Annotated in this window: 15 protein-coding genes; 5 read left to right on the top strand and 10 right to left on the bottom strand. The window is 51.0% G+C overall.

Annotated elements, in window-relative coordinates; translation table 11 throughout:
• Positions 1–31 precede the first annotated feature (31 nt).
• The 6 genes from AK95_RS04760 to AK95_RS04735 form a co-directional block, all read right to left on the bottom strand.
• Positions 32–670 (bottom strand): ThuA domain-containing protein, encoded by a 639-nt coding sequence (locus AK95_RS04760; protein WP_071218819.1) that lies wholly within the window; start codon positions 668–670, stop codon positions 32–34.
• Positions 671–781: 111 nt separating this feature from the next.
• Positions 782–1,597: a uroporphyrinogen-III synthase gene (locus tag AK95_RS04755; protein WP_071218818.1), complete on the bottom strand. Its 816-nt coding sequence runs from the start codon at positions 1,595–1,597 to the stop codon at positions 782–784.
• A gap of 227 nt (positions 1,598–1,824) precedes the next feature.
• The gene (locus AK95_RS04750; protein ID WP_071218817.1) at positions 1,825–3,807 is read right to left on the bottom strand and encodes a methyl-accepting chemotaxis protein; all 1,983 of its coding nucleotides are present in this window, start codon (positions 3,805–3,807) and stop codon (positions 1,825–1,827) included.
• A gap of 248 nt (positions 3,808–4,055) precedes the next feature.
• Positions 4,056–5,516 carry a catalase gene (locus AK95_RS04745; protein WP_071218816.1) on the bottom strand — a complete coding sequence of 487 codons (1,461 nt, stop codon included), beginning with the start codon at positions 5,514–5,516 and terminating at the stop codon, positions 4,056–4,058.
• 189 nt (positions 5,517–5,705) lie between these two features.
• Complete coding sequence (locus AK95_RS04740; protein ID WP_071218815.1) at positions 5,706–6,524, bottom strand: winged helix family transcriptional regulator; 819 nt, start codon at positions 6,522–6,524, stop codon at positions 5,706–5,708.
• Positions 6,500–6,895 (bottom strand): Fur family transcriptional regulator, encoded by a 396-nt coding sequence (locus AK95_RS04735; RefSeq protein WP_071218814.1) that lies wholly within the window; start codon positions 6,893–6,895, stop codon positions 6,500–6,502. Before AK95_RS04735 ends, AK95_RS04740 begins: the two co-directional genes overlap by 25 nt.
• A gap of 201 nt (positions 6,896–7,096) precedes the next feature.
• Here AK95_RS04735 and AK95_RS04730 point away from each other — a divergent pair, with 201 nt between their 5' ends.
• From AK95_RS04730 to AK95_RS04715, 4 genes are all read left to right on the top strand, one after another.
• On the top strand, positions 7,097–8,107 hold the full coding sequence (locus AK95_RS04730) for a D-alanyl-D-alanine carboxypeptidase family protein (RefSeq protein ID WP_071218813.1): 1,011 nt from the start codon (positions 7,097–7,099) through the stop codon (positions 8,105–8,107).
• Between the two features lie 119 nt (positions 8,108–8,226).
• Entirely contained in the window at positions 8,227–8,922 is a 696-nt protein-coding gene (locus AK95_RS04725; RefSeq protein WP_071218812.1) for a response regulator transcription factor, read from the top strand.
• Positions 8,915–10,012: a sensor histidine kinase gene (locus AK95_RS04720; protein ID WP_071218811.1), complete on the top strand. Its 1,098-nt coding sequence runs from the start codon at positions 8,915–8,917 to the stop codon at positions 10,010–10,012. Before AK95_RS04725 ends, AK95_RS04720 begins: the two co-directional genes overlap by 8 nt.
• Positions 10,013–10,126: 114 nt before the next feature.
• A complete protein-coding gene (locus AK95_RS04715; protein WP_071218810.1) occupies positions 10,127–11,239 on the top strand; it encodes a diguanylate cyclase in 1,113 nt (370 codons plus the stop codon).
• Here the strand turns inward: AK95_RS04715 and AK95_RS04710 are convergent.
• The 4 genes from AK95_RS04710 to AK95_RS04695 all read right to left on the bottom strand — a co-directional run bounded on the left by AK95_RS04710 (position 11,236) and on the right by AK95_RS04695 (position 15,836).
• A complete protein-coding gene (locus AK95_RS04710) occupies positions 11,236–12,186 on the bottom strand; it encodes an aldo/keto reductase family protein (RefSeq protein ID WP_071218809.1) in 951 nt (316 codons plus the stop codon). The two genes, AK95_RS04715 and AK95_RS04710, sit on opposite strands and share 4 nt — an antisense overlap.
• 80 nt (positions 12,187–12,266) lie before the next feature.
• Entirely contained in the window at positions 12,267–13,376 is a 1,110-nt protein-coding gene (locus AK95_RS04705) for a Ger(x)C family spore germination protein (protein ID WP_071218808.1), read from the bottom strand.
• The gene (locus tag AK95_RS04700; protein ID WP_071218807.1) at positions 13,373–14,482 is read right to left on the bottom strand and encodes a GerAB/ArcD/ProY family transporter; all 1,110 of its coding nucleotides are present in this window, start codon (positions 14,480–14,482) and stop codon (positions 13,373–13,375) included. Before AK95_RS04700 ends, AK95_RS04705 begins: the two co-directional genes overlap by 4 nt.
• Positions 14,475–15,836: a spore germination protein gene (locus AK95_RS04695; RefSeq protein WP_071218806.1), complete on the bottom strand. Its 1,362-nt coding sequence runs from the start codon at positions 15,834–15,836 to the stop codon at positions 14,475–14,477. The genes AK95_RS04700 and AK95_RS04695 overlap by 8 nt, the downstream gene beginning before the upstream one ends.
• A gap of 208 nt (positions 15,837–16,044) precedes the next feature.
• On the opposite strand from AK95_RS04695, the gene AK95_RS04690 reads away from it, so the two are divergent.
• Positions 16,045–17,598, top strand: a complete 1,554-nt coding sequence (locus tag AK95_RS04690; protein WP_071218805.1) for an FAD-dependent oxidoreductase — start codon at positions 16,045–16,047, stop codon at positions 17,596–17,598.
• Positions 17,599–17,657: the final 59 nt, after the last annotated feature.

Here is a 17,657-nt window from a genome sequence, read left to right as displayed (position 1 = left end):
GCGTCCCTCCTGCCCATCATTTCGAAATGCCTTAACCCGGAACCCGCGCCGCCCACTTGGCCGCTTGCGTAATCATTAAACGCAGCTGAGGCTGGAGAAAGGATGGCTCGTGGTGGCCCGGCATCAAGAAAACCACGCGTCCGATGCCATACGTATGGCACCAGGCGGCAGGCCACTGCTTCCCTTCATATTCATAATGCAGCAGCACGGTTTTTTCCGTAAACGGACTGAATATGAATCGGTAAGGCTCCTCATCGAGCACAAAAGGCTCCACGCCTTCCGTAATATCGTGATCGGTCTCCCCTGGAACGAAATACAGCTTCTCCATGGGCGGGTGTCCGTCAAAACGGGCACCGATCAGCTGCGCCAGCTCATAACGATTGGCCAGCGTAACGCCGTTATGAATCACGAGCAAGCCGCCGCCGCCGCTTACGTAAGACAACAGGCCTGCGGTCTGCCGGGGCGAGACGCGCTCATCCCATAGGTCGCTGTAGGCGATGCAGAGCTCGTAAGGGTAAAGATTGCTTTCATGCAGCATTTTATGATTTTCCGTGCACTGCACGGTGAACATGTCGTTCAGCAGATGTGTCACTTGTTTATCGATGCCTTGCAGCGGATGAAACTTCGGGTGCGTGTAGCTGCCAAGCAGCAATGCTTTTCTCTTATCCATCGGTCATCCTCCTATATTACTACTCAATATTTCACATGATCCCTGGGAACATGCATGAAGAAGCTGGCATGGAATGAAATCTCCCCAACTTCATTACGTTATATCATGACATTATTCTTGGCTTTGAGCAAAGTAGCGGCCAAGCGCCACCATCATGCTGCCCATTCGCTCTTCCTCGGGAACCACCATGCGTTCAATGCCTTCCTCGCGAAGCCCCTGGGCCGTAACTTTGCCGACAGCGGCGGCCAGGACCGGTCCGCGGAATGCCTCAAGCACAGCCTCCAGCTTGCCGTGGGCACGTGCATAATCCGCAAGAAAACGGAACTGGGGCGCGCTTGTAAAAGCAACCGCATCAACCTTGCCGCCCACAATTTCGTCCACGAGCTGCGAAACATCCTCCTCCAGCGGCGGAATGTGCTTATACGGCAGGATCTGCTCTACTACCGCCCCGCGACTCTCCAGCCACTCCACCAGCTTAGGGGCAGATTCGCCGTGCAGCTGCAGAATGACGCGTTTGTCCGACAAGTCATGCGGCGCAAGTGACCGGATCAGCCCCGATGTACTGCCATCATCATCTCGGACGACCGGCGCCAGGCCGCGTTTTTTCAGCGCATTTGCCGTTTTGTACCCTCTTGCCGCAATCGAGGTGCGCTGCAGCGTTTCATTCAATGTATCCAAAAGACCCATCTGTTCGGCCGTATCATAAATGGCCTCCAGGCCGATTCCCGTCGTAAATATCGCCCACGGTGCAGGCGCTTTGAGCCAAGCTTCGATCGAACGGCGCAATACTTCATCATCCAAAAATACGGTTCCCTGGGCCGGACGAAGCAGCGCGGTTCCTCCCATCTTCTCCACCAGCTTAGCCATGTCTGCCGCCTTGCGCGGACCAGCCAAAGCGACGATCCGATCTTTCATATGCTGTGCCATGTTATATGCCCCACTCTCATCATTTCTAGCTTGTGGATCCGTTAATCTTGCGCTTCTAGCAGTTGACTCCAGTATAAAGGCCCTGCTCCTATAGATAAAGTCACTTTGGTCTTATTCTTCAAAAAGCCCCCCTTTCCTGCCACAAACCAAAAAGCAGCAAAGGAATATAAGTTCCCTTGCTGCTTCAACATGAAATATTCGAGACATACTGCACGCCCCGGAAACTCTTAAATCTTGAAGCGTTTCACCATCTCCTGCAGTTCTTCGGCTAACCGGCTTAAATCTGCAGCAGACGCGCTCACCTCTTCCATAGAAGCAAGCTGTTCCTGAGAGGCAGCCGATATCGTCTGAGTCTGACTGGACGTTTGCTCCGACACCCCGCGGATATCTTCAACGGACTTTTTCGTGGAGGCCGTATCTTGAGCCAATTCCTTAGCCGCCCTCGAAGTGGTTCTTACCTGGCCGGACACTGTATTCACGGCCTTTTTGATACGGGAGAAGGAGCGCCCGGTCAGATCCGCTGCGTCCACGCCGTCCGACACCTTCTGCCTGGCGGCTTCCGTCACCTCCATGGTTCGTTCCACTTCTGCAAGTATCCCTGCAATCAGCCCTGATATGTAATCTGCTGAGCTTTCCGACCTTTGCGCAAGCTTACGGATTTCGGCGGCCACAACCGCAAATCCTTTGCCTTGCTCCCCGGCTCTCGCAGCTTCGATCGAGGCATTCAGCGACAGTAGGCTCGTCTCCTTGGCAATGTCGGTAATGGCAGATGCGATACCGCCGATCTCCTCGGTCCGCTCAGACAGCTGATGGATAACCCCATTCAAATCGTTCATCGCATGATCGATATCCTGCATCGTCGCTGCTGCGGTAATCACCGTCTTGTTCCCTTCCTGGGCCAATTCCTCCGTCTGGTTCATGGCGTCTGTAACCTTCTCCAACACTTCCGCAATCTCATCAGCATGCCTGGATACTTGAAGGATGCGCTTCAGAATCTCCTCCGCGGCGTTCAACTGGCGTTCGCTGCCGGCGGCCACCTCCTGAATGGAAGACGTGACATGCTCGACGGCGCTTGTATTTTGCAGGGCGCTTGCGGACAATTCCTCGGAAGATGCGGAAACATTCTCCGTCATCGCCTTGACCCCGTGAACCATGTCTCTGAGACTATCCACCATCTGCTGGAAGTGATCGGCCAATTCTCCAATCTCATCTCGCTTGAAGCCTTTCATGCGAAGCGTCAGATCCCCCCCGCTAATGACTTCGGTCGCTTGGCGCATACGACGGATCGGCTTGATCACTGAGCTTACATTCCAAGTCACCAGAATTAAGGCGGTTAGCAGCGACACGGTCATGACCACAATCATCGTATGACGGATGCCATTAACGGCGTCGTCGACTTCCTGAACATACATGGTCCCGGCAATTTTCCAGCCGGTTCGTTCATTTGTAATGTAATTCAATTGTTTCTCCATGCCGTCATGAACATAGTGAAAATGACCGGTCGGCTGCTCATACATCTTGGAGATCCAGGTTTCCTCAGCCAACGCGTCCGTCCCTGCTTCATAATCGGGGTGAAACAAATATTTGTGGTTTTGATCCAGCACCATCGTGTAGCCTTCTTTACCTACCTGCACCTCGACCAGACTCTGGATGCTGCGGAGGTTGAGATCAATGCCCACGACGCCATTGCCGTCAGGCAGCATCTGGGCGATCGTTACAACAATCAGTGAGCCAGCATTCGAAGCATAGGGGGCTGTAATAATCGGTTGGCCCGATGCATTCATCGCCTCCTGGTACCAGCCGGTTTGTCTAGGGTCATAGCCCGGCGGCAGCTTTTCACTCGATGCCTTGATAATTCCAGCCTGCGCCGTACCGATAAATACGTCCACCGTCTCGGGATGAAGTCCCAAGTACTGCTTCAGCGCATTGATTGTTGAACCTGCTTGCGCTTTAAGCTCCTTGTCGATTTCCGCAGACTTCATCGTGCTGCTTAAATAATTCAGGTCATCAAACTTGGATTGCAGCGTGTGGTTAATAATCTCATTCGCCGTATCAACGCTCAGCGATGCACTGCGCAGAATTTCATCCTCGATCGTTCCCTTGGCGTCACGGTAGGTGATAATACCGATGGCGCAGCTGGGCACAAGGAGCACGAGGAGAAATGTGAGAATCAGATTTCTTCGAATACGATTGGCACTTTTTTTCTTCATGGGTTTCTTTCCTTTCTAAACTGCAGTGAATCTCGCCTGTCTTCTATAAAAATACTCCCTTCAACTTATCGGCATCTCCTGAACCATTCATTATGCAGTATATATAGGTAATTAATTCCATAAAAAGAGGGATACCCTGTTAAACGGGTACCCCTCTTGCCGGCAATCCTAGATTACCGTCTATATAATGGCCATCCATCCTGCACAGCGGAAACCAAGGTGGCTGGCTCTTATACGTTCAGATTACGTTACTTCGACTGATTGGAAGGGATGAATGCGCTTAGGTCTACACCAAGCCCGGCAGCGAGTCGTGCGCCGTATTCAGCGTCCGCACGGTAGAAATTGCATACGGCACGAAGCTGAATATCGGATTTGACCTGACTCAGGTCATCAACCAGATTGCGGATCAGATGATCCTTCTCCTGCTCGGTAAACGAACGATACAACTCTCCGGCCTGTGTGAAATCATCCGTTTTCTCGATACGCTGGCGAACGACACGCCCGACGAGCGGTGCTTCGCTTTCACTTACAGACGGATCTTCCACAGGGCCTGTTGTATAGCTATTCGGCTCATAGTTTACCGGTGAAGGATCTTGATTCACGTTCATCAAGCCATCCCGTTGATGATTACGCACAGGAGCATATGGGCAGTTAATCGGAATCTGCAAATAATTCGCACCCAGTCGATGACGCTGCGTATCCGGATAGGAGAATAACCGGCCTTGCAGCAATTTATCCTCCGACGGCTCGATGCCAGGCACCAACGCACTTGGGGAGAAAGCGACCTGCTCCACTTCAGCAAAGAAGTTCTGCGGATTGCGATTCAAGGTCATTGTGCCAACCGTTACGAACGGGAAGCGGTCCTCCGGCCAGGTCTTTGTAGGATCCAGCGGATCAAAGGACAATTCATCCATCTCTTCCGGGGACATCAGCTGCACCTGCAGGCGCCATTTCGGGAAATTCCCGTTTGAGATGTGCTCATGAAGATCACGGGTGGCGTGATTGAAGTCCTTGCCCTGGACTTCGACCACTTCGTCTGCATTCAGTGTATTCACGCCTTGTGCAGACTCCCACTTGTATTTAATGTAGGTCACTTTGCCTTCGCTATTCACCCACTTGAAGGCATGGACGCTGAAGCCATCCAACTCCCGATAGTTCGCCGGTGTGCCGTGATCGGAGAACACCCAGGTCATCATATGCGTGGATTCCGGGGACAGCGTCATGAAGTCCCAGTACCGGCCGGGCTCCTGGATGTTGGTCTCCGGCGAAGGTTTCAAGGAATGCACCATATCAGGGAATTTGATTGCGTCCCGAATAAAGAAGACAGGGATATGGTTCCCTACAATGTCATAGTTGCCTTCTTCCGTATAGAACTTCACGGCAAATCCGCGCGGGTCGCGTGCTGTTTCCGGTGACCCCGTTCCATGAATAACCGTTGAGAAGCGAACGAACACAGGAGTTTCTTGACCGATTTCCTGCAGGAATGCCGCTTTCGTATAAGGCTTCATGTCATTCTCCACAACAAATGTGCCGTGTGCACCTGCCCCACGGGCATGAACGACGCGCTCCGGTATCCGTTCACGGTCGAAGTGGGCGATTTTTTCGATCAGATGGTAATCCTCAAGCAGCGTTGGTCCGCGGCGTCCTGCCGTTTTAGAGTTTTGGTTATCTCCAACCGGAGCCCCTTGATTGGTTGTCATTCTATCCATATATGAACCCTCCATCATTTCTATAATTGATTTTAGACTGAATCTAAATTTATGAATTGATTGTATCATTGGAGAATCCATTGGATCATGATTGTCGCATGAGTGTTATATGACCCTTTTATGATCGTAATATGAAGTTCGGATGAACCTTCTAGAGTGCGGTGAATGTACAAAAAAAGGGGAGGGGGATTAGTCCGCCAGGCGGTATCCCACTCCTCTAACCGTTGCAATATAGCGCGGGGCTCCCGCGTTGTCGCTCAGCTTTTTACGCAAGCTTTTGATATGGACGTCGACCACGTTGCTGCCGCCCATAAAATCCGTATCCCAAATTTTGCACATCAGGTCCTCACGCGTGCATACGGCTCCTTCGCTGTCCAGCAGGAGCATCAGCAAATGATACTCTGTCTTGGTCAAATGGATCGGAGTGCTGCCCCGGTGGATCGTCATTTTATCCCGATCAATGGATAAGTCTTTATAAACGAGGCCTCGCATGACCTCTTCTCCACCTGACAATCCGGCAGCCGGTGAGAACAATCGGATGGTTCGCTGCACCTGATACATCATCGTATCTTTGGAACGGGCAGGCCATACCATGAGCTCTTCGTTCAACAGGCTTGAGCCCGCATTGCTCATTAATTCTTCCCCTACAAGGTACAGAATCGGAATAGAGGAATGCTCTGGCAGCAGGAGCTCCTTCTCCTTGTTGAACGCCGTTATATTCCGGCAGCCCGTCATATCGGCAATAATCAATCCTGTATTGAGTGCCGACTGAAGACGCGGTTCCCATTTACGGAACATCATCACCTCGAAGCAGTTCTCGGTCAAGGTAATGAACATTTCATTCACCCGTCCGGGCGAACGGCTTAGTAACGCAGCCCGCAGGGTTGTGGGACAAGCATCCCCTATCGCCATCGGCGTCGTCGGACGAACATACAGGTTGCCGGACTGGAAATCAGGAAACGAATAGACCGTTCCCAGTGCCGTCATTTCTTCCGTTTGGTTTGACATTCTGGACACACCCCCCCGAATACGACGTGAGCATGATGGATGACGTAATTGGTTTCACCGGCTACCGTAGCAGCCCAATCCTCTGGCACCTCCGTCATGACCTCGTCCACTTTACCGCATACTTCACAAATAATATGTTGATGATCGTCAGTACGGGCGTCGTACCGACTCGCGCTCTCGCCCAGCTTCAATTCTCGAATCAACTGCTTATCCGTCAAATAACGCAGGGAATTATAAACCGTCCCGTACGCCAAATTATATCCTTTCTCCACCAATCGGTTCATGATATCCGCAGCAGTCGGATGATCATGCGATTCCCGTAGGACATCGTACACCGCTTGGCGTTGCGTCGTCAGATTTAAAGATTTCAAGGTATTCACCCTTTTAATTTATTTTTAGATCAAGTATAAATCCTATTCTTCTCAAGGTCAACATCCCTTGCCGAAATTGCCGCTGGTAATCTTTAAGATTTCTTTAGATTCAATTAAAAATTCCTTTAGCTTGTATGGTTAGAATTAGAACATACATAAACGATGAAACGTATAGCCCGCCAAAGGAGGCGATCGACCGCCATGGAATCCATAGGCAAGTATCCCAATCAAGTACCGTCATCCCCTGAACGATCCCGTCAGCAAACCGGCACGATTCGAAGCAAACGAATAAAACGCCGAAAGGGACGAGCACGTTTAAGTCTGCTCTTTCTGCTGTTTCTCGTCATTCTGTTGGTCGTGTTCATCGCGAAGATATTTATTCCGCCTCCCATCAAAGCGAGCTCGGCCATCCTGATTCATGCAGATACCGGTCGCGTGCTTTATGCGATGCATGCCGATCTCCCCCTTCCTCCGGCAAGCATGTCCAAAATGATGACGGAGCTGCTGGTGCTGGATGCCGTTCGTTCCGGGCAGCATGGTTGGGACGAGAACGTGCCGATTAGTCGATATGCCGCAGAGGTGCCCGGTTCGGCCATCGGCATGCATGAAGACGAACATTATACGCTGAGGCAGCTGTTCGAAGCGCTCATTATTCATTCGGCCAATGATGCGGCTGTAGCTATTGCAGAGCATCTCAGCGGGTCGGAGGCCCGGTTCGTGGACACCATGAATGCCCGGGCGAAGGAAATCGGCCTTTCTGATCGGACCGTATTCGCCAATGCATCTGGTTTGCCTGCCGCAGACCTGGTTCCTTTTGCCGAAGCGGCCTCCGAAGGGGATACCGTCATGACTGCCAGGGATACGGCCATGCTGGCCAGATGGCTGGTGAACAAACATCCCGATCTACTCGAGGTAACGAGCCAGCGCGATTTGCCTGTACCGCAGAAGAAGCTTTCCCTGCATACCACCAATCTCATGCTCCCTGGGGAGCCATATTCTTACGAGGGTAATGACGGATTTAAGACCGGGTATACCCGCTCTGCCGGTTATTGCTTTACTGGAACGGCGTCGCGTGGTGGGAACCGACTGATATCCGTCGTGATGGGAACCGGGGATGCAGATCAGCGGTTTAAGGAAACCCGGAAACTGATGGATTACGGATTCGATCGTCAAGGCATTTTATCGAATCTCGTCGCCGGCCTTTTTAAATGATAATTGCACAAAAACTCGCTATTTTTGAAGGCAAATCTGCACTTTATGCGGTTGATTTAGGGTACACTGTTCGTATGGAATCATCGTTTCCAATGGATGTTTTACTGGAGGAAATCACAATGAGAAGCGTATTAATCGTAGATGACGATAAAGAAATATCCGGGCTGATCTCCATTTATCTGGAGAATGAGGGTTACCGCGTAATCCAAGCCCATGACGGGGAGGAAGCACTGCTGGCGATGGCCACGCACGGTGGTACGGTGGATCTCGTGATTCTCGATGTCATGATGCCAAAGCTGAACGGGATTGACACCTGCCGCAGAATCCGGGAAACCTCGTCCATACCCATCCTGATGCTGAGCGCCAAGAGTGAAGACATGGATAAAATCCTGGGGCTGATGACCGGCGCGGATGACTATATGATCAAACCGTTCAATCCGCTGGAGCTGACGACTCGCGTCAAAACACTGCTGCGGCGCTCCACCCTGTACAATGCCGAACTGCTTCGGGAGGACAGCGACCGGATCCAGATCGACGGGCTCGACATTAACCGAACAACACATGAAGTAACGGCCAATGGCAAAGCGATCTCTTTGACGGCAAGGGAATTCGAAATTCTGTATTTGCTTGCCCGCCAACCGGGGAGAATCTTTAGCGCCGAGGATATTTTCCAGCAGGTCTGGAAGGAGAAATATTACGTCTCCAATAATACGGTTATGGTGCACATCAGCAACCTGCGGGACAAGCTCGAGAAGGAGCTGGGTTATAAGCTCATTCAAACGGTATGGGGCGTCGGGTACAAAATCCATGCGTAAGCTGCAATGGAAAATCATCACGCTGTTTTTTGTCGGTGGAGCCCTGACCCTGTCCATCCTGTTCATCGCGCAGCAGATCATCCGATTGATCGGCCGGGAATACTGGAAGGAGCCCTGGGTAAACACCCTATTCAGAGTTGATCGTATTCTGGAGGATTTCTTCGGTTTTCCCATCATCCCGACGATCATCGGCATCGTGCTGTTTATCTGCATGGTTTTGCTCCTGAGCCAGGGCACCATTCGTCAAATCAATCACTTAATGGAGGGAACAAAGCGTTTGGCAAAGGGCGAATTGGACCAAGAGATTATCGTCAGCTCGAATGACGAACTGGGCCAGATGGCAACGCAAATCAATCAAATGGCCAAGCAGCTGAAGCTATCGCTGGCAGAGGAGCGGATGGCAGTCCAGTCCAAGAACGAGCTGATCAGCAACGTATCGCATGATCTGCGTACCCCCCTCACCTCCATCATCGGGTACTTGCGGCTGGTCAATGAAGACCATTACAAGGATGAGGTCGAACTCCGGTATTATACCGATATCGCGTACGATAAGTCGCTGCGCCTGGGCGGACTCGTGAACGATTTGTTTGAATACACCCGGATGGGGTACTCCCCGATAAACCGGGTTGACATTAATTTGGTGGAGCTGCTCGCACAATTGGCCGTAGACTTTTCGCTCACCGGGCAGCAGGGAGGAGTACAAGTCATCTTCACGCCTGAAACGGAGAAAATCATAATCTCCTCGGACGGGGATAAGCTGATGCGTACCTTCGAGAATCTGCTGTCCAATGCGGTACGGCACGGGCGAGAGGCCGGGGTGGTGGATTTGAAGGTATCAAGTGATGCGAAGTTTGCCATTGTACAGGTAATCAATTACGGTCCCCCGATCCCCCCATATGCAATCCCCTATCTGTTCGAGCGGTTCTACCGGGCGGATGAATCCCGTACCGATCAAACCGGCGGCTCCGGCCTTGGCTTGGCTATCGTCAAAACCATCGTGGATGCCCATCATGGCACGATTCAGGTGACCAGTGATACGGAACGGACGATGTTTGAAGTTCTCCTGCCTTTAGAGGCTCCTCAAAATTAACAACATAAAGCATTTAATATTCGACATACAATTCCATTTTCCGATAAAATAGGGGGTGAATGTCTTCATCGCCTTGCCGCTCTTATGCAAGGTACATGAAAGGAATGATCCCCCATGACTAATATACTATTTACCAACTTTTGTATATTTGTGACTTTCTTATACTTATCCGGACTGCTGTCCAAAAAATATGTAACAGGCGTTGTGACACCGTCCATCAACGTTAAGATCAACGCCGGACTGCTCTTTGGCATTTACGGGATCATCTTGATGTATTATTCTTTTCCGATTGACCCCCGATTTTTTGCGGATCTGCGGCATCTGGCCATTGTCGTGATCGCCAGCTACCTGGGCTGGCTTCCCTCCCTAATTGCCGGCGTGCTGATTGCACTCGGGCGGCTGATCCTGTTCGGCATGTCCGCTTCCTCTGCCATTGCGGGAGCCGGCATGCTGCTGATCGGAATCATCTGCGGGACGCTTTCTCGTACCCATTGGGGTCGTTTAAGCAAAATGCTGCTCATGAGCGTATCGAGCATGCTGGTGCTCCTATGTATTATGTGGATGAATATCCCGGACCACCACAAGGTGTATACCGTCTTCACGGAGCACCTCATCATATCCATGCTCGCCACGGTGGTCATCTACATGCTGACCGAGTATATCAACACGTCCAATCAACTCTTTCTGCAGTTGAAGAAAAATGCGGAAACGGATTACCTGACCAGTCTTCACAATTTGCGCCAGTTCGAGCAGCTGTTGTCGGAACGTTTTCTCGAAGCCCAGCATTTCAGCGAACGGCTGGGTGTTCTTGTCGTGGACATTGATCACTTCAAAAAAATAAACGACACCTACGGCCATGCGGCCGGAGATGCCGTTTTGCAGCAGCTCAGCAAAGTGATGAGGGAGCATTCCCGTTCTTTTGACGAAGTGTCCCGCAACGGCGGGGAAGAATTCTCGGTGCTGGTTCCTGAAGCGACCATCGACGAGACGGCCGCTATTGCGGAACGAATCCGGGCCGCCGTAGCGGACCATATCTTTGTCCTGGAAGACGGAACCAAGATTCGGATCACCGTGTCGATTGGAGTTGCTGTTCACCCCGATACGATTCGGTCGAAAAATGCCAGGGAGCTGCTTCAGCAAGCGGACCGCGAGCTGTACCGCGCCAAGGACAGCGGGCGCAACCGCGTATGCTCCGCCCCCGAAATCAATGATTTGATTCTTTCTTAATTCGAATCCGCCTTCAGTATTTCATCAATGGCAGTCAGCGTATCCGAAGACAGCTTCATGCCGGAGGCCTTCACATTCTCTTCCACCTGCTCCGGACGGCTGGCGCCCACCAGCGCACTGGCTACGTTGTTCTGACGCAGAATCCAGGCCAAGGCCAATTGGCCGACGGTCATACCCAGCTCGCTTGCAATGAGACCCAGAGCCTGCACCTTCTGAATGCGGACTTCACTCATTTTGAGCCGGTCGGCTCCAATCTTCGATGCGCGGCTGTTCTCCGGAACGGCTTGCTTGGAGGCGTACTTGCCAGTCAGAAGCCCTTGAGCTAGAGGAGAATAAACCACTTGTCCAATGCCCTTCTTCTCGCCTAAAGGAATGATCTCCTCCTCGATCTTGCGCTCGAACATGTTGTACAGCGGCTGATTCACCACGATGCGATCCAGCAAGTAACGGTCCGCAACGGCCAAAGCCGCCTCCATCTGGGCAGCGGTCCACATACTGACGCCTATATAGAGCACCTTGCCTTGGCGGACAAGATCATCCAGCGCCCGCAGCGTTTCCTCTAGCGGTGTTTCTTCATGATATCGATGGCAGTAATAGATGTCGACGTAATCGGTACCCAGCCGCTTCAGACTCGCATCGCACTGCTCTCTGATATGTTTGCGGGAAAGGCCCTGATCATTGGGTCCGTCCCCCATCTTGCCGAATACCTTCGTGGCCAGGACATAGGACTCCCGTGGGAAAGCTCTCAAGGTTTCCCCGACAACCACCTCAGCCGCCCCTTGCGCATACACATTCGCCGTATCAAAAAAATTAACGCCGAGTCCATACGCGGTCTGAATCGACTTCACGGCATTCTCCCGTTCCACATATCCCCCGTACGTCAGCCAGCTCCCGAGACTGATATCGCTAACCTTCAGTCCGCTTCCGCCCAATCTTCTAAATTCCATATGTGAAACCTCCTTCATACAAGATAGATGCTTATTCTTTATTGTAACATCTTCCTGTACGATAGACAGTTGTGCCTTGTCTAACGTTTATAACCGGTCGACTTTATCCTTAACCTGACCGCTACATTAAACTTGATATGGGGGTACATGGCACGCCATTCCTCCATCTCCGTCTGATTGTTCCAGTGCGTGCCTCCATATCGGAGGCCGAAACCGAGCGGATCCAGGCCTGTTTTTTGAATCTTCTCCAGCAGTTTTTTGACCGATTGGGATATTTCCTTGCTAAATTGCTCTTCGACCTTACGCAGATCTTTCGGATCCAGTTGTTCGGGATCCTCCTTCTCCTCCAAAATCGCCGTGATCCGAATCTTGTAGTCAATGGTTTCTTCCCCTGTTTTATCCGTTATGATCTTATATCTAGCCCGTGTCCTGTCCGTATTCACTTCAAGCAATTGGCCCTCAACCTTCGTCCCGAAATTGGTGCTTAAGTTCCGAAGATCAAGCAGGTTATACAGCCTGGTTTCCTCCTGATTCAGAATCACCTTCACCTTGTTCTTATCCATCAAAGCTACCTTGTTGATATTCAGAACTTGTTCGTCGGTTGTTTCCACGACGGGCATAACCGGATCTTCTCCTTCCTCCATCATTCGGCGGGTCAGATCGAAGGAGTACGTCTTGGTAATGAAAGGGGATTCCGTCCCCTCTTCACTGAGCGCCAGAAATATCGCGTTTCCGGCTATCCGCTCGGTGGGGGGTTCAGCCTTTAATACGGCTTCCGCTGTAGGAACAGCAACTCCTGGATACATCAGCAGCTGCATGTCTCGCCTCCGAACGGTCCAGTCTTGAATTTTACCGATATTTTCCCGGGCATATGCTTCGCCATACATAACTCCCTTGCAATGTCCGAAGTCAAGCTCCTTATCTACTTTGGATTTAACCTCCCTGATCGCTTCTGCGATGCTTGTCGCTTCCTGCGTAATAAGCAATGACTTCTTATCCCCGGTCTTCGGGTCTCCCGAAGGAATCGCGATTTTGAAGCTGAATCGGTTCATGCCGGGATTTTCCTTCGAGACATCAATGCCAATGGACACAACAAAAAGTCTGAGATCGATATCCCTAAAATCACATCCCGACAGAAACAAAAAAGAGCAGCACATGAGCCAGACCAGCCATCGTTTCAGGTCTTTCATGCCTTCTTCCTCCTTTTCCTCCATACCGCATAGAATAACAGGGCAATGAGCAGGAATTCCCCTGCGAACCGAACATCCAGAAAGACAATCGCCATATCATTTAATATGTATTGATTCACGATAAACGACGTCCCGAAGGTAATCAGGGAAAAGAGGAGAATCACCCACCATTCGATTTTCCTCCTTTTTGTCATCGCTTCGCCCTTATCGACCTTTAATCCGAAGCTTCCCAGAATCAGATCCTTACCCACATGCCAGTGAATGATGGAATTCACGAGGGAGAGGCACATATACACCACATAGAAGACATAAATCATCCGCTCAATGATGAAATAACGAATCCGAAGCGAGTCTACCGTCGAGAAGGCTGGATATACGTGTCCTCCGGCGCCCGCAGCGCCCAATATGCCAATGGGTGCAAAGATCGATACCAGAAGGGTAAGCATACTGACCACCACAATCGCCCAAATATGGCGTACTCTGAATCGGTGAAATATCCGATTGAATACCACCATGTTCACGTAGCCCGTAAAAATAAAAGTTGCCGCCGCCACCGTTTCATAATTGGGCATATTCCATGCATAGGTTATGATTTGCCTTACGGAATCCCAGCTGAAATAGGGATTGCTGAAGACACGCCATGACATGTAGGCGATGATAGGCACACAAATGTACAGAATCATCTCCAGGGCATAAATAATGGACTCGGAATCCAGCCTCGCGCTAAGTCCAACCACCACCAGAAATCCCACCAGAACAATATAGGGAGACACATCCGGACTGATGTAGCGAGAGGTAATATCAACGAAACTGACCAAGGTAATCACGCTGGAGAAAAACCACGCGAGTCCGTATAAAAAAAGCAGGATGCCGGATATCCACTTGGACATAACCGAGTGGAAAATCTCCGGCAGCCCTTGTCCCGGAAATTTTTGAATCAGCTTCACGAAAGTAAACAATAGCAATGTGCCGATTGGAATGGACACGAGAATCGACATCAGCGCACCGTCAAAGCGATCCGTAATCAAGATGCGAGGGACATAATTAATCAGGTTGATGGTTGCATTGAGCAGGAAGAGGTAATAAAAATATTTATTTCTAACCACTTCGCTGATCTCCTTTCTTGTTCCATTCCACAGCAAACATCTTCAAGTATGGTTTACCGAAGGACCTGAGGCTGGTAAGGTACATGATCATGGCCACCATCCCCAATACAATACCGACTAAGCCGAAGAAGATGGCCAGTACAATGAACAAATACTTCGTGACACGGATGCCTGAGCTCATCATCGTTATCGGGATCACAAAATTTGTTATCGCGACGGCGGAAACCAGGATAATCATGATGTTACTAACCAACCCCGCCTCCGTAGCTGCGGTTCCCAGAATGAGACCCCCTACCGTGGTAGCGGTCTGACCAATCGCTTTGGGCAGCCGAACACTCGCCTCCGTCAGAAATTCCATCGCCAGCAGCATGAAAATCACTTCAAAAAAGGACGGATACGGCACCGTAGCCCGGCTTCCCGCAATAAGCAGCGTAACCTGCATCCTCAATATCTCCGGATTATAGGAGGTGAAGGCCACATAAAGGCTTGGCATCAGCACGGTGACAAACAAGGCGATATACCGGATTCCCTTGAGAAACCAGCCGATCGGGGGAAGCTGGATTTTGTCATCCATCGCCGTGAAGAAATCATTGAATATGGCCGGCAGCATAAGCGCATACCCCGTTGAATCCATCAATACTGCAATCTTTCCTTGGGAAATATTCAATACAGCCCGGTCAGGGCGTTCGGTTAGCATGAGTGTCGGATACAAACGAAATTTAGGATGCATCGTATGTCTCTCGATTTCGGACGCCGATTGCACAATATCCGCTTTGAGCTCGGACAATCGCTTTTTGAGCTCCTGTAATACCGTTTCATCCACTTTGCAGGCATCGTACATAATGATGATTCGGGTCTGCGATAGTTTGCCGACGGTCATGAATTCCGTTTTTAAATTCGCGGTTTGGTAACGGTGGCGAATCAGGTTCAGGTTCACTTCGATATTTTCCGTAAACGAATCATCGGGACCCTGAATGACATTCTCCGTACTGGCAGGCTGGATCGCGCCTGCATTAACCAATACGGCGTCAAACAGGAGCACGCTGTCCCGGAGAAATACGGCAACGCAGCCCCTAAGTATATTCCGGAGCAATTCCTGTTCATCTTTCGGCTCCACGGTTGAGGGAAAGGACCGGAGGAATTGGTCATATAGATCCAAGGATTTCAGCTCATAAAAACGGTTAATCAAATTTTCGTTAATCATGATGGGATCGCACATGCTCTTAAGATAAATCAATAACGCGTGCTCCCCTTCATTCTTCAGCTCGCGCTGCTCGATATCTCCGATATTACGTAGATGTTCTTGCAGACACTTCTTGGCATCCTCCACCTTTAAATATGGTTCGCTGGTCATGTTACCACCCCTCGTTTCACTAAATTCCGAATCTCACGCTGTTTCCTTAGGTTCTGCACATATGTCCCAAATTATTTACAATCATCCAGAAAACGTAAGAAAGCCTCGAATCGAAATCAGCTCGTTTCTAATCATTCCCATGTGGTAATAATGAAGACAGAGTCTGAGTTTAAGGGCAAGACCCCTAGAAACTGAGGAGGAATCGTGAATGAACCCATCCAATTCATCGTACCAAGGACTACCGCAATACCCGGTGTCGCTGTGGAGAGCGACTACCGAACTGCCCGACTTCCCACGCTTGGCCGAGGATATCGAAGCGGATGTGGCCATCGTCGGAGCCGGCATAACCGGAATCACCACAGCCTATCTGCTGGCGAAGGCAGGTAAAGATGTGGTCGTCGTCGATGCAGGCCGCATTCTGAACGGAACAACAGGTTTTACAACCGCGAAGGTAACGGCGCAGCATGGGCTGATCTATCATGAATTTATGAACCATTTTGGAGAGGAGAAGACAAGGCTCTACTACGAAGGAAATCGCGAAGCGATCGAATTCATTAGGGATATTATTGGCGGAGACGAAGGGAAATTCGGGCTGAAGCTGGAGGATGCCTATATCTACGCTCAACAGGAGGACAAGTATCTCACAAAGCTCGAGGATGAGATCAAAGCTTATGAGAAGCTCGGCATTCCGGGAGAGTGGCAGGACAGCCTTCCTCTGCCTATGCCGATTCGGGGAGCCATCAAGATGCCCGGGCAGTATCGGTTCCATCCTCTGCAGTATTTGAAACATCTGACGGAACAATTTCTGAAACTCGGAGGGCGGATCTATGAGAACACGACCATGGATGAAAAGGCCGAAACCGATGGACCGATCACGCTGCTGACCAAACGGGGCGGACATCGGATCACGTGCAATCACGCCGTGTCGGCATCTCATTTTCCGTTCGTTGACGAGAAGGGATTGTATTTCACGCGGCTGCATGTGGAGCGCTCCTACGCCATTGCTGTCAAGCCCGAAACCGCCTATCCGGGCGGGATGTATCTAAGCGTCGATCAGCCAACCCGTTCCTTGCGCTCAGCTTCTTATGGTGGTGAGGAGCTGGTTATCGTAGGAGGCGAGAATCACCCGACGGGCCGCAGCATCTGTACTCATCAGCATTACGAAAATCTCGAGCTTTTTGCAGGAAAACTGCTGGGCGCTTCTGACATTCCATACCGCTGGTCGACTCAGGACCTGATCACACTGGACAATATGCCTTATATCGGGCCGATCACATCCAGTCAAGACCGGATCTTTGTTGCGACAGGCTTCCGGAAATGGGGAATGACGACCGGCACGCTAGCCGCAAAGATCATTAGCGATCAAATTCTGGAGAAAGAGAACCGTTACTCCGAGGTGTACAGCCCGTCCCGCTTCAAAGCGGACCCGAGCATCAAAACATTCGTCGTTCAAAATGCCTTGGTTGCGAAGGATTTCGTGTCCGGCAAGGTGGAAATGTCCCACGCCGATATAACCGAGCTAAAAGCCGGCGAAGGCGCAGTCGTCCGCCATAACGGTCAGCGCGCCGGGGCTTACAAGGATGATCAGGGGAATCTCCATCTCGTGGATACGACCTGTACCCATCTCGGCTGCGAAGTGGAATGGAACGAGGGCGAACGCTCCTGGGATTGCCCATGTCACGGATCACGCTATCGCTATAATGGCGAGGTACTTGAAGGGCCGGCCATTGAGCCATTGAAGCAGCTGGATCCGGAGAGCTGAGCGGACGCCGCGATCCCTCTAGTGACGCCTTATCTAAAAGAAGTGAAGCCCATGCGAGC

The sequence above is a fragment of the Paenibacillus sp. LC231 genome (assembly GCF_001860525.1).
Lineage (GTDB): Bacteria > Bacillota > Bacilli > Paenibacillales > Paenibacillaceae > Paenibacillus_AQ.
This window is presented reverse-complemented; position numbering and strand designations above follow the sequence as displayed.

Bases quoted from the DNA above. Each gene is read 5' to 3' on its own strand.
- AK95_RS04760 (WP_071218819.1), bottom strand. From the start codon at position 670: ATGGATAAGAGAAAAGCATTGCTGCTTGGCAGCTACACGCACCCGAAG.
- AK95_RS04755 (WP_071218818.1), bottom strand. From the start codon at position 1,597: ATGGCACAGCATATGAAAGATCGGATCGTCGCTTTGGCTGGTCCGCGC.
- AK95_RS04750 (WP_071218817.1), bottom strand. From the start codon at position 3,807: ATGAAGAAAAAAAGTGCCAATCGTATTCGAAGAAATCTGATTCTCACA.
- AK95_RS04745 (WP_071218816.1), bottom strand. From the start codon at position 5,516: ATGGATAGAATGACAACCAATCAAGGGGCTCCGGTTGGAGATAACCAA.
- AK95_RS04740 (WP_071218815.1), bottom strand. From the start codon at position 6,524: ATGTCAAACCAAACGGAAGAAATGACGGCACTGGGAACGGTCTATTCG.
- AK95_RS04730 (WP_071218813.1), top strand. From the start codon at position 7,097: ATGGAATCCATAGGCAAGTATCCCAATCAAGTACCGTCATCCCCTGAA.
- AK95_RS04725 (WP_071218812.1), top strand. From the start codon at position 8,227: ATGAGAAGCGTATTAATCGTAGATGACGATAAAGAAATATCCGGGCTG.
- AK95_RS04720 (WP_071218811.1), top strand. From the start codon at position 8,915: ATGCGTAAGCTGCAATGGAAAATCATCACGCTGTTTTTTGTCGGTGGA.
- AK95_RS04715 (WP_071218810.1), top strand. From the start codon at position 10,127: ATGACTAATATACTATTTACCAACTTTTGTATATTTGTGACTTTCTTA.
- AK95_RS04710 (WP_071218809.1), bottom strand. From the start codon at position 12,186: ATGGAATTTAGAAGATTGGGCGGAAGCGGACTGAAGGTTAGCGATATC.
- AK95_RS04705 (WP_071218808.1), bottom strand. From the start codon at position 13,376: ATGAAAGACCTGAAACGATGGCTGGTCTGGCTCATGTGCTGCTCTTTT.
- AK95_RS04695 (WP_071218806.1), bottom strand. From the start codon at position 15,836: ATGACCAGCGAACCATATTTAAAGGTGGAGGATGCCAAGAAGTGTCTG.
- AK95_RS04690 (WP_071218805.1), top strand. From the start codon at position 16,045: ATGAACCCATCCAATTCATCGTACCAAGGACTACCGCAATACCCGGTG.